This is a genomic window from Pelagibacterium sp. 26DY04 (genome assembly GCF_031202305.1).
GTDB lineage: Bacteria > Pseudomonadota > Alphaproteobacteria > Rhizobiales > Devosiaceae > Pelagibacterium.
The window spans coordinates 248,222-264,201 of the sequence record NZ_CP101731.1; the positions used below are offsets into that span (position 1 = coordinate 248,222).

Consider the following 15,980-nt stretch of genomic DNA (forward strand, 5'->3'; position numbering starts at 1 on the left):
ATTGCATCAAAGGCTTGTAGCCTCCCGCCCATTGCCCGATTTCATTCTTCTTGGATCCGACAGGCCAATGACCTTGCCGATTTTCCTACGCCCGCTGCCCCTTTTTGCCTTCATCCTTCTTTCCCTATGGCTTTGCTTGGCAGCACCGGCGCTGGCGCAAGCCCAGGGTGCCGATGCGGTCGCAACCGAAGAGAGCGCGTCCGATCCACAACAGGCTCTTGCCCAACTGATCGAAGTTCTGCGCGATGATGCGGCCCGGGACGCGCTCATTGCCGAACTCGAGGCCAACCTTGCCACTCAAGGCGCCGAAGCCACAGCGGCGACGGAAGAGCAGAGTCCGGCCGAAGAATTGCGCTCGTTCGGTAGCCAGATCGCTGATTTCACGCGGGAAACAGTGGAAAGCGTCGCCCGGTCGCTCAGCCAGCTCTGGCGGCAATTGACCAATGTGCCGAGCATCTTTGCCGGCCTCAATATCGGCGAACTCGAGGGAGTGGGCGCCATATTGGGTCATATCGCAATCCTGGTGGTCATCACCTATGGAGGGTTGATCCTGCTCCGCAGGCTGGGCGCCGGTCCGCGGGCCCGTCTCCGGCACTTGTTCCGGCGTGGAGGGTGGGTCGCCAAGCCTGTGGCGCTGGTTCTGGAACTGGTACTCGATATCGTTGCGGCCCTCATACCTTATGCGCTGGGCTACACGGTGGCGGTGAGCATCCTGGGCATTCCCGGCCAGATCAGCCTGGAGCACTCGCTCTATCTCAACGCTTTCCTGATGGTCGAAATCGTGCTGGCGGTTCTGCGCACCGTACTTTCGCCCAACGAAGCCGAGCAGCGGCTGGTTCACGTCAGCGATGCAAGCGCGCGCTCCATCATGGGGTGGTCACGGCTTTTGGTCAGCCTTTTCGTTTTCGGCCAGATGATGCTGCTGCCCCTGGTCACCGCCACCATTTCGTTCGCGGCGGGGCGGGCGATATCGGTCGTCATGGTCCTCATAACGCTCCTGACCGCCGCCATCGGTGTCCTTGTGGCGCGCGAACCGGTGCGCCGAAAGCTCATGACCTTTGTTTCCAACAACGAGGCGCGTCGGGGCCTGAGCTTGCCCATCCAGTATTGGCACGTCCTCGCATTGCTCTATATCGCCGTCCTCGCGATAGTGGCGCTCACCCGCTCGAGCCCCCAGTTCCAGGCTTATCTGTGGTCCAACGCCCAGATCGGCATTGCGGTGCTGGTGGGTTTTATCATCCTCAACATCATCAAGCGCGTCACTGCCAACGGCATCACCCTTCCCGAACCGATCCGCCGCCGCTCGCCCGAACTGCAACGGCAGCTCAATGGTATCGTGCCGGTGGTGCTCAAGGTCGTGCGCTTCATCGTCATTGCGGTCGTGGTCATCGTCTGCCTGCACGGGTTGGGCTTTTTCAACTTCGTCGAATTCGTCGAAAGCGAGTTCGGGGCGCGGGTCGCAGGGTCTACAATCACCATCCTGATGATCCTTGCGCTCGCCATCATCGCCTGGATTGCGCTCAACGCCTGGGTGGACAGCCAGGTCAATCCTGAACTCGCGCCGCGGGCAACGGCCCGCAAGCGGACGCTTTTCGCGCTGATGCGCAATGCTCTGACCATTGCCATCATCGTCATAACGCTGATGTTCGTGCTCTCGGAAGTGGGCATCAATATCGCGCCCCTGCTCGCCTCGGCGGGTGTGATCGGTCTTGCCATCGGTTTCGGTGCGCAAAAGCTGGTCCAGGACATCATCACCGGCATCTTCATCCAGCTCGAAGGCGCCATCGATGTGGGGGATGTCGTTGCCGTGGGCGGGATTTCCGGTTCGGTCGAGCGTCTCACGATCCGTTCGGTCTCACTGCGCGATGTCGAGGGGTCCTACCACATCATCCCCTTCTCCTCGGTCGATACCGTCACCAATTTCATGCGCGGCTTCTCTTATGCGCTGATCGACATGGGAGTGGGATATCGGGAGAATGTGGAGGACGCCCGCCAGGCGATGCTCGACGCCTTCGAGGAACTGCGGGCCGATCCAGAGCACAAGAACGTCATCATCGCCGATTTCGAATGGATGGGCATTAATGCTTTCGGGCCGAGCGAGGTCGTTCTGCGGGCGAGGATCAAGACCCTGCCGGGCAAGCAATGGGCCGTCAAACGTGCCTACAGCGCCATCGTCAAGCGCCTGTTCGACGAACGCGACATCGAAATTCCCTTCCCGCATCAGACGCTTTATTTCGGCGTCGGCAAGGACGGAAAGGCACCGCCGCTGCACATGATCCGGGACGACAGCGAGAACGCGGAGGCCGAAACGCTTCCGAGCGAGCAAACGCCCCCTGCTCCCGCGCGCAAGCGGCGTCCGCAGGGGAAACAGATCGAAGGCAAGGACATGCCCGACATTGACGCCGGCCCCGGCGAGGACGACGATCGCTAGCCCCGAAAAGCGTGAAAAAGGGCGGCGTCTTGCCGCCTTTCCCCAATCGGGATGCCGTGCTAAGGGGAAGCGCTTTCTCCTCCTCTCGAAAGCTGCAAATGTCCCCTCTCGCCCACCCTTTCGACGCCGTCATCTTCGACATGGACGGAACGCTGCTCGATACCGAAGCGGTGTTCAAGGCCATCGTCTATGAGGTCTGCACCGAATTGGGCTTTGCCATGACCGACCATGTGCATGGGCGCATGGTGGGGTCCTCCCATGAAACGACTGCCGGGCTGCTGGCGGAAGCCTTCGGGGCGGAGTTTCCCTACGAATTGTTCGACGAAAAGTGCCGCGCGTCGATGTATGTGCGCATGGGAGATGCCGTGCCGGTCAAGACCGGCGCTGTCGAGCTGGTCTCGGCCCTAAGGGAACTCGACGTCCCGCTGGCGGTCGCGACCTCATCGCGTTCGCACCATGCGCTCTCCCATCTCAAGTCGGCGGGCGTGATCGACTATTTCGATACGATCGTCACCCGTGACGACGTGGCCAATCCCAAGCCGCACCCCGAGCCCTATCTGACAGCCGCGAAACGCCTTGCGGTCGATCCGGTCCATTGCGTTGCGTTCGAAGATTCGGTGGCCGGGGTCCGGGCAGCCCATGCGGCGGGCATGCGCACGGTGATGGTGCCGGACCTGGTCCCCCCGAGTGAAGACATTGCAGCGCTCTGTGTCGCGGTGCTCGAGAGCCTTGCCCACGCTCACGATCATCTGGTTTCGGCACCGCGTACTGCAAATGGGTTGCAGAAGCATTTGCACATAAAATCAAAGGGATAGACAAATTGTCCGGCTTTAGCTAGGCGAAGATATCGCTTCCCCGGAGCCAACATGTCCCAGACGATCAAACTCGCGCTCGGCAGTATCGCGGTGACGATAGGCGTTCTCGCGCTCAAGTTCTGGGCTGCCCGGATCACCGGGTCCGTCGCGCTGCTTTCCGACGCGCTGGAATCGGTGGTCAACCTTGCCACCGCCATCGCCGCCCTCATCGCAGTTCGTCTTGCCGCCCGTCCCGCCGATGCGGCCATGCCCTATGGCTATCACAAGGCCGAATATTTCTCGGCGGTGATCGAGGGGGTGTTCATCGTCGTCGCCGCGCTGTTGATCTTCCATCAGGCCTGGCAGGGTTTTGCCGCGCCGCAGCCGCTTTCGGCCCCCTTGGAGGGCATCGTCATTTCGGTCGTGGCCTCGGCGATCAACGGGGTTTGGTGCCTGGTGCTGATCCGCCAGGGCCGGCGGCTGCAATCGCCGGCGCTTGAAGCAGATGGACACCATCTGTGGACCGACGTCGTTTCCTCGGTCGGCGTGGTCGTTGGGTTATTATTAGTGCTCGCGACGGATCAGCCCCTGCTCGATCCCCTGATCGCTGCGCTGGTGGGCCTCAACATCCTCTGGTCGGGAACGCGCCTTCTGGCGCGCAGCGTGGGCGGTCTGATGGATGTTGCCGTGCCCAAGGAGCAGCTCGACGAAATCCGCGCAGCCATCCAGGCCAACGCCGAAGGCGCGATCGAAGCTCACGATCTGCGTGCCCGCCAGGCCGGTAAGGCGACATTTATCGACTTCCATCTCGTCGTGCCGGGCGCGATGAGCGTCGAGGACGCGCATGCAATTTGCGACCGCATCGAAGCGGCGCTCAAAACGATCAGCACCGAGGCGCTGATCACCATCCATGTGGAGCCCGAAGACAAGGCCAAGCATTCGGGCATCGTCGTGCTCTAACGCGGCCGCGCCTCTCTCCCCGCCGATGATGACGGATTTGTCTAAAATCCCAGCTTTTTCAAGCACCCCCCGTTGAGACATCCCGGCTAGGGGTCTTCTCAACGGGCGCAAAAGCCGTTACGTTAACCATCGATTAAGCTTAACGTCGCGTTAACGCGCGAACGTGGCTATAGGGTCGGGCCAACGAGGTAACGGCGCCACTATGAGGCGCCGAACGCGACAAGGGGACGGCATGGCGCGGGGCACGCACGCCATTGGCAGCATCTTCATCGGGGCCATTTTCAGCCTTGCCAGTATTCTTCCCGCCCAGGCCCAGGACGAACTTGTCCTGACCGCCGATCTTCTGAGCGACTACGTCGCCGACGATTTCATGACCACCGAGCAGCGCAAGGAACTGGCCGCCGGCGAGGTTCATTGCCTGGCCCAGGCTGTCTATCACGAAGCGCGCGGCGAACCCGAAAGCGGCCAATGGGCAGTGGCATCGGTCATCCTCAACCGTGTCGAAAGCCGGGCCTATCCCGATACCGTCTGCGACGTAGTGTTCCAGAACGCGCATCTGGCCAACCGTTGCCAGTTTTCCTTTGCCTGCGACGGACGGTCAGACGAGGGCGGCCGGGGCAACATCATCGACCGCGAAAGCTGGGTGAAGTCCAACGTCATCGCCCAAGTGGCCTATCGTCAGTTCCTTGACGGCCAACGCCACGAGGATGGACTGACCACGGCAATGCACTTCCACACCACAAGCGTTTCGCCCTCCTGGGCGTCGGCTTATGCGGAAGTCGCCGCCATCGGCAATCACATCTTCTATTGACCGAGCCATCGGCCAAAAGAAAACCCGCACCGAACGTATCCGGCGCGGGCTCCCTCCACTGTGAGCTTTTGGAACCTTATTCGGCGGCAACCGCCAGCCGCGGGCCAGCCTCCGCAATCTGGGCATCGGCGGCGGCGAATTTGGCGAAATTGGCTTCGAACAGGCCGACGAGCTTTTCGGACTGGCGGTCATAGGCATCCTTGTCCGCCCAGGTTTCGCGCGGATTGAGCAGGGCGGCGTCCACACCCTCGACAGCGAGCGGTACGGCGAAGCCGAAAACAGGATCGACGCGGGCCGGAACGTTGATCAACTCGCCCGATAGCGCCGCGTTGAGCAGACGGCGTGTATCCTTGATCGAAATGCGCTTGCCCACGCCATAGGCGCCGCCTGTCCAGCCGGTGTTGATCAGCCAGCATTCGGCCAGGCTCTCGCGCAGGCGCTTTTTGAGCATGCGGCCGTAAACGGTGGGGTGCAGGCTCATGAACGGCGCGCCGAAGCAGGCCGAAAAAGTCGCCTGCGGTTCGGTGACGCCGCGCTCGGTGCCGGCCACCTTGGCGGTGTAGCCCGAAAGGAAGTGGTAGATCGCCTGTTCGGGCGAAAGTCGGGCGATGGGAGGCAGGACGCCGAAGGCATCGGCGGTCAGCAGCACCACATTGGTGGGCGTAGGCCCGGTGCCGGTGCGCGAGACATTGTCGAGTACATAGAGCGGGTAAGCGGCACGGGTATTTTCGGTTTTCGAGCCGTCGTTGAAATCGGGCTCGCGAGTGAGTTCGTCGAGCACCACGTTTTCGAGCACGGTTCCGAATTTCTTGGTCGCGCCATGGATTTCCGGCTCGGCCCGGGGCGAAAGATTGATGGTCTTGGCGTAGCACCCGCCCTCGAGGTTGAAGACCCCGTCATCGGACCAGCCGTGCTCGTCGTCACCGATCAGAATCCGTTCCGGATCGGTCGAAAGCGTGGTTTTGCCCGTTCCCGAAAGCCCGAAGAACAGCGCGGTGTCGCCTTGCTTGCCGGTATTGGCCGAGCAGTGCATGGGCAGCACGCCCTTGGAGGGGGCGTGGAAATTGAAGAGCGAGAACACCGACTTCTTGATCTCACCCGCATAGGCGGTGCCGCCGATCAGAACGATGTTGCGGGAAAGATCGAGCGCGATCACCGTCTCGCTGCGCGTGCCGTGGCGGGCCGGATCGGCCTTGAAGGCGGGGTTGTGCAGGATCGTCACATCGGGAGCAAAGCCATCGAGTCCGGCGCGGGCCGGCCGGATCAGAAGATTGCGGATGAACAGGGCATGCCAGGCCGAGGGTGTCAGGACCTCGACATTGAGCTGGTGCTTGACGTCTGCCCCGGCCAAAAGCTGCTGGTCGAAGAGCTCGGCACCCTCGAGCGCAGCGGCGAAATCGGCCAGCAGGACCTCGAACTTTTCCGGATCGAGGGCTGCCGTATTGTCCCACCAGACGAGATTTTCGGTCAATTCGTCGCGCACGATGAATTTGTCGGCGGGCGAGCGGCCTGTGAACTTGCCCGTGTCGGCGACAAAGGCGCCATCGGCGCTCAGCTTGCCCTCGCCGCGCGCGATGGCGGTTTCGACAAGCACGGGGGCCGCATCGTTGAACCGGATCGAGGCGGCCTTGTCGGCAACGGCTTTGGCAAGGCTTTGACACGTGGTGGCGGACATTGGGACGCTCATAAATGCTATGATATATTGGGCGCCACCATAGAACCGAGGGAAGCGCGGCTTCCATCTGGCAATGGGTCGTAAGACGTTCGTCTAGAGCGGTGTAAGGGCCGCCCGGCGGGCAGTGCGGCGATTGGCCTTGCCATAATTTGCGCGTATTGTGAACGGCACAAGCGGCAGACGCGTTCTTTCAAGCGACGTTGAAATCGGATTCCGGCCGTCATACCTGTCGGAAGCCGCAACAGATAAAGGGAAATCGATGCCCAAGATCGCTCTTGTCGATGACGACCGCAACATCCTGACCTCGGTTTCGATGACACTCGAAGCCGAGGGTTACCAGGTGGCCACCTATACCGATGGCGCCTCCGGGCTCGATGGGCTCACCTCCGAGCGGCCGGACCTTGCGATCCTCGACATCAAGATGCCGCGCATGGACGGCATGGAGCTGCTGCGCCGGCTGCGCCAGAAGTCCGACGTCCCGGTGATCTTCCTCACCTCCAAGGACGAGGAGATCGACGAGCTTTTCGGGCTCAAGATGGGTGCCGACGATTTCATCACCAAGCCCTTCTCCCAGCGCCTTCTGGTTGAGCGGGTGAAAGCGGTTCTGCGCCGCGCCGCGGCGCCCAAGGAAGCCGGAGCCGCCGTGGTCAATGGCGAGGACGGCGCGCCCAAGACCTCTCTCGAGCGCGGCGCGCTGGTCATGGATCAGGAGCGCCACACCTGCACCTGGAAAGGCCAGCGGGTGACACTCACGGTCACCGAATTCCTCATTCTTCTGGCACTGGCCCAGCGCCCGGGCGTGGTCAAGAGCCGCAATGCGCTCATGGACGCCGCCTATGACGACCAGGTCTATGTCGACGACCGCACCATCGACAGCCACATCAAGCGCTTGAGAAAGAAGTTCAAGAGCGTGGATGACAGCTTCGACATGATCGAAACGCTCTATGGCGTCGGCTACCGCTTCAAGGAGCAGTAAACCGCACGTGGACGCAGGCGAGACGATTACAGGTCATACGCCTTCTTCCAAGGCAGAAGCCAAGGAACAGGCCGCACGGGAGCGCCAGGCGGCGCGCCGGCCCCTGCTGCGCCCGGTCTTTGCCTTTTTCCGCGGTGTGGGGCGGGTGATCAACTTCACCTTCTTCTCCTCACTCGCCCGGCGGATCGTGATCCTCAACCTCGTGGCGCTTGCCGCCCTGGTTGCGGGCATCCTCTATCTCAACACCTTTCAATCGGGCCTGATCGACGTGCGCGTTTCCGCGCTTCGCGTGCAGGGTGAGATCATCTCGGCGGCGATCGCGGCCTCGGCCACCGCCAATTCGGATTCGATCACCGTCAATCCCGATCGGCTGCTCGAACTCTATACGGGCGAATACGGGTCGCCCTACGCGCTGTTCGATCCGACGCTCGAATTTCCCATCAACCCCGAACGCGTCGCCCCGCTGCTGCGCAACCTCGTCACCCCCACCCGAACGCGGGCGCGTATCTACGATCGGGGCGGTCTGATGATTTTGGACAGCAACAACATCTATGCGAGCGGAGACATCCTGCGCTCGCCTCAGGCCGAGCCGACACCGGATTCGCGGCCGTTCTTTTTTACAATCTGGAACTGGTTCTCGCGCCTGCTCAGAGGCGGCGACTACCCGCTCTACCAGGATTATCCAGCCAATGAAGGCCTGCGCTATCCCGAAGTGGCTTCGGCGCTCGAAGGCTCGCCCGCCGATATCGTGCGGGTCGACAGCCGCGGCCAGCTTGTCGTTTCGGTCGCCGTGCCGGTGCAGCGCCAGCGTTCGGTGGTGGGAGCCCTGCTGCTTTCGACCAGCCCGGGCGAGATCGATGCGATCGTGACGCAGGAGCGCTGGCAGATCCTGCGGCTGGCCCTGGTCGCAGCACTGGTCACCGGCACGCTCTCTGCCCTGATGGCAGGGACGATTGCCGGGCCGATGCGCCGGCTCTCGGCGGCAGCCGAGCGGGTCCAGACGTCAATGAAGGCGCGCGCCGAAATTCCCGACTATACCGACCGCTCCGACGAGATCGGGCACCTTTCCGGCTCTCTGCGGGCCATGACCAATGCGCTCTATAATCGCATCGAGGCCATCGAGCGTTTTGCCGCCGACGTGGCTCACGAGCTCAAAAATCCGCTGACCTCGCTCAGGAGCGCTGTGGAAACCCTGCCTCTGGCCAAGAACGCGGAAGACCGCAAGCGGCTGGTCGATATCATCCAGCACGATGTGCGCCGGCTCGACCGCCTGATTTCCGACATCTCCAATGCCAGCCGGATCGACGCCGAACTGGCGCGCGAGAACACCGAAACCGTCGATCTCGCCGAACTGGCGGGAGCGATCGTCTCGATCCAAGCCGATCTGGCTGCAAACCGCGATGTGGCCGTTACGCTGATCGCCGGCAAGGGCCGCTATGCGCCACTGGTCAAGGGGCACGACACGCGGCTGGCGCAAGTCTTCACCAATCTCATCGACAATGCGGTTTCATTTTCACCCGCCGGCGGCACCGTGACAGTCAAAGTCACCGCCGACGCCGAACATGTGATCGCCAGGGTCGAGGACGAGGGGCCGGGCCTTGGCGGCAATATCGAGAAGGTGTTTCAGCGTTTTTATACCGATCGGCCGGAGGGCGAGAGTTTCGGTGACCATTCGGGGTTGGGCTTATCCATTTCCCGGCAGATCGCCGAGGCTCACCAGGGTACGCTTGACGCAGGCAACAGAACCGATGCAACTGGTGCGGTGTTCACCTTGACGCTACCGCGAGCGAAAACTTGACGGCCGAAAAGCACAATACCCACGGCACGGGCATCCTCATCGGCCACCACGGCGTTCTCCTGACCGGTGTTTCGGGCGCCGGCAAGTCGCTGCTGGCCCTCGATCTTTTGGAACAGGCGCGGTTGCGCGGCGACACGGCTCTGCTGATTTCCGACGATCGGGTTCTGCTGTCGACCGACGAGGATGGATTGGTCATGGAGCCGCCGCCCACCATCGAAGGGATGATCGAGTTGCGGGGGCGCGGGATCATCACCCTGCCTTATGCCAGGCAAGCCCATGTGCATCTGGTGGTCGATCTTGTCGAAGAGGAAGAGCGCCTGCTCGAGGAATCGGCGCTCACAACCAAGATTCATGGTATCTGGGTTGCACGCTGCCCCGTGCCGAGGCGCGGCCGCATCGATGGGCTGCATCAGCGCTTTCTGGTTCACGCCGCACTTCGGGCCTTGGGTTCCAATGTGGGTTAGGTCTTCTCCTGCTGGTACGGTTTCGCTGGAAACCGGCCGAAAAGGACTTGAAAGCCGGGCCCAGCCGGGAAAGACTTCGCCCGGATGCGGCACGCCATCGAAAAAGGGTTTCCGGACATGATGGGTTTGGTCCTTGTGACCCATGGCAGGCTTGCCGAAGAATTTTGCGCCGCGCTCGAACATGTGGTGGGACCGCAAGAGGCCATTGCCGCCGTTTCCATCGGTCCCGAGGACGACATGGAAGGCCGGCGCAACGACATCATCGCTGCCGTGGAAGCTGTCGATCAGGGCGATGGCGTGGTGATCCTCACCGATATGTTTGGAGGCACGCCCTCCAACCTCGCCATTTCGGTGATGCAGGACCGCGACATCGAGGTGATCGCCGGGCTCAACCTGCCCATGCTGGTTAAGCTCGCCCGCATGCGCCCGGATATGGAAATGCGCGAGGCAGTACGCCTTGCAGCCGAGGCCGGGCGTAAATACATTAACGTCGCCAACGACGTTCTCGGAAAATGAGCGCAACAGTCACCGAACCGGGCCGCGCCGTGTGCCAGCGGCTCACGATTTGCAACAAGCGCGGATTGCATGCGCGCGCTTCGGCACGCTTCGTGCGGACCGCCGATCATTTCGACGCTCAAGTCAGCGTGACGCGCGATGGCGTCACCGTGGGCGGCACGTCGATCATGGGATTGATGATGCTTGCGGCAGGTCCGGGCTCGACCATTCTGGTCCAGGCCACCGGCAATCAGGCGCGCGAAGCCATCGAAGCGATCACCGAACTGGTCAATAACGGGTTCGACGAGGACCGGGACGCTGGCGACCCCATTTCGTAGCGCCGTGCCGGCATTGGGGGCCGAGAGGAAGACCACTGATGCTCAAGCGAATCGCCTGTCTTGCCGGCGCGATCATTGGCGGGACCACGCTTTCCCAGGCGCCCGAATACACGCAGCAATATTCCCAGCGGCTGGCCGGCGCGGTCGATGAACTCGCAACGGTCGTTGCCCAGTTCGACGCGGATGCGGCGGCCTTTGGCCTCACCCGCGAAGAAGGGCTCGAGCGCTACGACGCCAGCACCGACCAATTCCTTGCCGAACGCGGCATGTCGATGCGCGGCGTCGTCGAGCGCTACGAACGGCTTTCGGAGCAATTGGCGCAATTGCGCGCGGCGCTTCCCGCGACCCGGGTCGTGGAAGTGGCGCGCTATTTCGATACCGATGTCGGCGCTGCGGCGCTCGAGGATTTCCGCCCTGCCCTGCCGCTGACGCTCGAAGGCCTGGCCTATGTATTGATTGGCTTCCTTGGCGGATTTGCCCTCCTCTGGATGGTGGTGACGCTCCTTTCGGCGCCCTTCCGCCAACGGCGGTCCAGAGTGCGCATCAGCCGGATATAAAACTTTCTTTATATCCCGGTTGCCGGACCGGCTTCCCGTCGCGTATAACGCGGGCACACGGGTTCAACCAACACGCGGAGACCGGGCGCATGAGCACCGCTTCCCCCCAATATGCCGTCAAGGACATTTCGCTTGCCCCCTATGGACGCAAGGAAATCGAGATGGCTGAGATCGAAATGCCGGGCCTGATGGCCATCCGGGCCGAGAACGCCGCCGCGCAGCCTCTGAAGGGCGCGCGCATCGCCGGTTCCCTGCACATGACCATCCAGACCGCCGTCCTGATCGAAACACTGGTGGCGCTGGGCGCCGAAGTGCGCTGGGCGTCGTGCAACATCTTTTCCACCCAGGACCATGCCGCCGCGGCCATCGCCGAAGCGGGCATTCCGGTTTTCGCCCACAAGGGTGAGACGCTTGAAGAATACTGGGATTTCGCCGACCGCATCCTTGATTGGGGCAATGGCGAAGTCGCCAACATGATCCTCGACGATGGCGGCGATGCCACCATGCTCGTCTTGATCGGCGCCAAGGCCGAGACCGATCCTTCCGTTCTCGCCAACCCCAAGAACGAGGAAGAAGAAGCGCTCTTTGCCACCATCAAGCGGCGCCTTGAGCGTGAGCCGGGCTTTTATTCCAAGTGCCGCGCGGCGATCAAAGGCGTTTCGGAAGAAACCACAACCGGCGTGATGCGCCTTTACCAGCTTCAGGAGCGGGGCGAGCTACCCTTCCCGGCCATCAACGTCAACGACAGCGTCACCAAGTCCAAATTCGACAACAAATATGGCTGCCGCGAGAGCCTTGTCGACGCCATCCGGCGCGGCACCGATGTGATGATGGCCGGCAAGGTGGCCATCGTTTGCGGCTATGGCGATGTGGGCAAGGGTTCGGCAGAATCCCTGCGTGGCGCCGGCGCCCGCGTGCTGGTCACCGAAATCGATCCGATCTGCGCGCTGCAGGCTGCCATGGACGGCTATGAAGTGGTGACGCTGGAGGATGCGGTCGAGCGTGCCGACATCATCGTCACCGCCACGGGCAACAAGGATGTTCTGACCATCGACCATATGCGCCGGGTCAAGAACATGGCCATTGTCTGCAATATCGGCCATTTCGACAATGAAATTCAGGTTGCCGCGCTGCGGAACCTCAAATGGACCAACGTCAAGCCGCAGGTCGATATTGTCGAATTCCCAGACAATAAGCGGATGATCCTGCTTTCCGAGGGCCGGCTGGTCAATCTAGGCAACGCCACGGGCCACCCCTCCTTCGTCATGAGCGCCTCGTTCTCCAACCAGACTCTGGCCCAGATCGAGCTTTGGACCAAGGGTGAGCAGTACGAAAACAAGGTCTACGTGCTGCCCAAGCATCTCGACGAAAAGGTTGCCAGCCTGCACCTGGACAAGCTGGGGGCCAAGCTCACCAAGCTCAGCCAGGAACAGGCCGATTATATCGGGGTGACCCCACAGGGTCCGTTCAAGGCCGATCATTACCGCTATTGATCGGCTGAGCTGCCACAAAGGTTAACAAAAGGGGCGTTTGAGCGCCCCTTTTTTGCGTTTTACACGTGAACAAATCAGGACCACTTCAAGCGCAAAAACCCGTGCAAGCCCCAAGTTTTCCACGGCCCGGCAGTTTGACTCTTTTTCGCGATTCGCCGCGCTTGTATGGTTAACTGATTCGGAGGCCTTCTCGGCCCTCCATGGGCGGTCAAGGTTTATTCTTCAAAGAGGGGCATCAGGCATGCAGCCGGCTCGATTCCGGAAACTTACGGGATTCGTGTCCGTTTGCGCTGCGACCAGCGCCATGTTGGCTGCCTCCCCGGCTCTGTCGGCGCCCTTGGCGGCCAGCGCGCTCTCTGGAGCAGCCCCTTATGCCATGATGCTAGGCGCAGCCGGGTTCGGCCTTGTGGGCGCGCTCCTGGCGCTCAAATGGCGGCGCGAGGCCGACGCGGCGCGCAGCGAGACCGGTGAAAAGCTCGGCGCCATGCGGGCGGCGCTCGACGAGTTCGAGAGCCTTCTTGCCGCCATGCCCGAGGTGACCGTCATCTGGCGCGACACCGGGATCGAACCGGCGGTGATCGGACCGATTTCGACGCTGCTGCCGGGCGAAACGCGCGCCCATGCGGTGCTCGAATTCCGTTCATGGCTGGAAGACGAAGCGGCGCGCGAACTTGCGGCGCGTCTGACCGATCTGCGTATCGAAGGCCGGATGTTCGAGACCTCGGTCACCGCCCGCGACGGCCGCATCATACGCGCCACCGGACGCCTGGTGGGTGGCGCCGCCGTGGTGCGGCTGCGACCGTCGGGTCTCACCGTCGAGCCGCCGCTCCGAGGCTCCGCGTTGACGCGGCTGCCCTCCCCTGCCGAGGCGCAAGCCATTCTCGCCAATCTCACCATTCCGGCATGGCTGCGCGACCGCGACGGGTTGCTGATCTATACCAACGCGGCCTATCTCCACTTCACCCGCACGCTCGGGCTCAAGGGGGAGCGTGGCACCGCCCCCGACATCTTCGACGCACCCACCCGCGAGCGGCATCTCAAAGCACTCGAAGACGCAGCCGACACGATCGCGCTTACCGAGCAGCACGATTTGGCCGGCGGATTGGAACTCGTGCTCTTCCCGCTTTCGGGCGGCAGCGCGGGCTATTGCTACCTGCCGGTCTCGCGCCCCAAACCGGCGGAGAATGAAAAGAGCGAGCCGGACCTGGGGCACCTCACCACCGTCATCGACGCGCTCGCCACCCCGATCGCCGTGTTCGACAAGCGGCGGCAGCTCACCCATTACAATACGGCCTATGCCCGGTTCTGGGGGCTGGACACAGGCTGGCTCAATACGGCGCCCGATGAAAAGGCGATCCTCGATCGTCTGCGCACCCAGGGGATGCTGCCGGCCGAAGCCGATTATCGCGACTGGCGCAGCAAACATCTGATGAGCTACGCGTTGACCACGCCGCGCGAGACGCCCTGGTACCTTCCCGATGGCCGCTGCGCCAATGTCATCGCCGCGCCAGCGACCGGGACGGGCGGGGTGATCTATGTCTTTGAGGACATGACCGAGCGCCTGGCGCTCGAAACCCGCCACAACGCCCTGATGCACGTCCAGCGCGAGACGTTGAACGCGCTCTCGGAGGGCGTTGCCGTGTTCGGCACCAATGGGCGGCTCAAGCTTCACAATCCCCGGCTTTCCATGCTCTGGAAGCTGCCTATGAACGCGCTGGGCAACCATCCCCATATCGACGATATCGCGGCGGCATGCGGGCAGGCCTTCCCCGAGGACGGCCACCGCATCTGGAGTGATCTCAAGCAGCGAATCGTCGATCTCAACCCCACGCGCACCGACACCAAAGGCCGTATCAACCGGGCAGATGGACGGCTGTTCGACTATGCGGTCGTGCGCCTGCCGGACGGGCAGACCATGATGACCTTCATGGATGTCTCGGAAAGCGCCAATTACGAACGGGTGCTCAAGGAGCGCAACGAGGCGCTGATCGCCGCCGACAGGCTCAAGGACACGTTCGTGCAAAACGTTTCCTATGAGCTACGCTCCCCACTCACCAACATCATCGGTTTCGCCGATCTTCTGGCCTCGGGCCAGGTCGGCCCGCTCTCTGAAAAACAGCGCGCCTATACCGACTATATCCGTGCTTCGAGCGCCAATCTGGGCCTTCTGATCGACAACATTCTCGATCTTGCCACCGTCGACGCCGGCATCGCACAGCTCAATCCCGAAGTCCTCGACATCCCAACGCTGATCGAGAAGGCCCGGGCCGGCCTCGACGCCACCTTTACCGGCGGCGAGGAGCCGGTGAACCTTTCCGTCGAGATCGAAAACGACCTGCCCATTTTCGTTGCCGACGGAACGCGGATCGTGCAGGTGCTCTATAATCTGCTTTCCAATGCCGCTCGCTTTTCCGATCCGGGATCGCAGGTGCGCCTCAAGGTTGCGGCGCGGGGTCCCGAACGCATTGCCTTTGCCGTCGAGGACGATGGCGTCGGTATTCCCGAGGACATGCGCAGCGCGATGTTCCAGCGCTTCGAAGGCCAATCGGTCGAGGGCCGCCAGCGCGGGGCCGGCTTGGGGCTGGCCATCGTCAAGACATTCGTCAATCTCCACGGCGGAACCGTGCTGATCGAAGGCCGGGCGCCGCGGGGCACGCGCGTCACCGTCATCCTGCCGGCCAACGCGGCGCTGGCGCTCAACGCGGGCGAATAGGCCGTGCCGATCGTTTTTGCCCCGGACGAAAAGGCGACCGAGGCGATCGGGACGACGATTGCCCATCACCTGCTCCCAGGGGACGTCGTGACGCTCGAAGGCGATCTCGGCGCCGGCAAATCGGCATTGGCGAGGGCCATCATCCGGGCCCGGCTCGGCGATCGGGATCTGGAGGTCCCTTCCCCCTCCTTTGCCATCGTCCAGCCCTATCCCGGCATATTGCATGCCGATCTCTACCGGATCTCCGAAGAAGCCGAGCTCGATGAGCTGGGCTTGCTCGATGATGAAACAGCAATCCTGCTCGTTGAATGGCCGCAACGCGCGCCGTCGCTGTTTTCGCGCTCTGGACTGCGGATCGGGATTGCCATGGCACCCGACACGGACGGACGGCTCATAACGCTGGAAGCCTTGGGCCGCGAGGCCGGGGATCTCGTTGCCGCGCTTGCGCCCTGGCAGCATCAAAGCCCACAATAGC

The 15,980-nt window shown here is 62.4% G+C and carries 14 protein-coding genes; 13 read left to right on the forward strand and 1 reads right to left on the reverse strand.

Going from position 1 to position 15,980, the window contains the following annotated elements; all coding sequences use genetic code 11:
* The first annotated feature begins 67 nt into the window (after positions 1–67).
* The 4 genes from NO932_RS01205 (at position 68) to NO932_RS01220 (ending at position 4,996) form a co-directional block, all read left to right on the forward strand.
* Positions 68–2,431, forward strand: coding sequence for a mechanosensitive ion channel domain-containing protein (locus tag NO932_RS01205; RefSeq protein ID WP_309209209.1), 2,364 nt, complete (start codon positions 68–70; stop codon positions 2,429–2,431).
* 98 nt (positions 2,432–2,529) lie between these two features.
* Entirely contained in the window at positions 2,530–3,246 is a 717-nt protein-coding gene (locus tag NO932_RS01210) for an HAD family phosphatase (protein WP_309209211.1), read from the forward strand.
* Between the two features lie 51 nt (positions 3,247–3,297).
* Complete coding sequence (locus NO932_RS01215; protein ID WP_309209212.1) at positions 3,298–4,185, forward strand: cation diffusion facilitator family transporter; 888 nt, start codon at positions 3,298–3,300, stop codon at positions 4,183–4,185.
* 232 nt (positions 4,186–4,417) lie between these two features.
* Positions 4,418–4,996, forward strand: coding sequence for a cell wall hydrolase (locus tag NO932_RS01220; RefSeq protein WP_309209213.1), 579 nt, complete (start codon positions 4,418–4,420; stop codon positions 4,994–4,996).
* A gap of 76 nt (positions 4,997–5,072) precedes the next feature.
* Here the strand turns inward: NO932_RS01220 and NO932_RS01225 are convergent, their stop codons facing one another.
* Entirely contained in the window at positions 5,073–6,671 is a 1,599-nt protein-coding gene (locus NO932_RS01225) for a phosphoenolpyruvate carboxykinase (RefSeq protein ID WP_309163214.1), read from the reverse strand.
* A gap of 259 nt (positions 6,672–6,930) precedes the next feature.
* On the opposite strand from NO932_RS01225, the gene NO932_RS01230 reads away from it, so the two are divergent.
* From NO932_RS01230 to tsaE, 9 genes are all read left to right on the forward strand, one after another.
* Positions 6,931–7,647 (forward strand): response regulator transcription factor, encoded by a 717-nt coding sequence (locus tag NO932_RS01230; protein WP_309163213.1) that lies wholly within the window; start codon positions 6,931–6,933, stop codon positions 7,645–7,647.
* A gap of 7 nt (positions 7,648–7,654) precedes the next feature.
* Positions 7,655–9,445: a sensor histidine kinase gene (locus tag NO932_RS01235; RefSeq protein WP_309163212.1), complete on the forward strand. Its 1,791-nt coding sequence runs from the start codon at positions 7,655–7,657 to the stop codon at positions 9,443–9,445.
* Positions 9,442–9,909 (forward strand): hypothetical protein, encoded by a 468-nt coding sequence (locus NO932_RS01240; protein ID WP_309163210.1) that lies wholly within the window; start codon positions 9,442–9,444, stop codon positions 9,907–9,909. The genes NO932_RS01235 and NO932_RS01240 overlap by 4 nt, the downstream gene beginning before the upstream one ends.
* 117 nt (positions 9,910–10,026) lie before the next feature.
* On the forward strand, positions 10,027–10,425 hold the full coding sequence (locus NO932_RS01245; RefSeq protein ID WP_309163209.1) for a PTS sugar transporter subunit IIA: 399 nt from the start codon (positions 10,027–10,029) through the stop codon (positions 10,423–10,425).
* The gene (locus tag NO932_RS01250) at positions 10,422–10,742 is read left to right on the forward strand and encodes an HPr family phosphocarrier protein (RefSeq protein WP_309209214.1); all 321 of its coding nucleotides are present in this window, start codon (positions 10,422–10,424) and stop codon (positions 10,740–10,742) included. Before NO932_RS01245 ends, NO932_RS01250 begins: the two co-directional genes overlap by 4 nt.
* Before the next feature lie 38 nt (positions 10,743–10,780).
* Complete coding sequence (locus NO932_RS01255) at positions 10,781–11,299, forward strand: DUF2937 family protein (protein WP_309209216.1); 519 nt, start codon at positions 10,781–10,783, stop codon at positions 11,297–11,299.
* Between the two features lie 89 nt (positions 11,300–11,388).
* Complete coding sequence (gene ahcY, locus NO932_RS01260; RefSeq protein WP_309209217.1) at positions 11,389–12,792, forward strand: adenosylhomocysteinase; 1,404 nt, start codon at positions 11,389–11,391, stop codon at positions 12,790–12,792.
* 376 nt (positions 12,793–13,168) lie between these two features.
* Entirely contained in the window at positions 13,169–15,505 is a 2,337-nt protein-coding gene (locus NO932_RS01265; protein ID WP_309209218.1) for a HAMP domain-containing sensor histidine kinase, read from the forward strand.
* A 3-nt stretch (positions 15,506–15,508) separates the two neighbouring features.
* Positions 15,509–15,979, forward strand: coding sequence for a tRNA (adenosine(37)-N6)-threonylcarbamoyltransferase complex ATPase subunit type 1 TsaE (gene tsaE / locus NO932_RS01270; RefSeq protein ID WP_309209219.1), 471 nt, complete (start codon positions 15,509–15,511; stop codon positions 15,977–15,979).
* The last annotated feature ends 1 nt before the right edge of the window (position 15,980 follow it).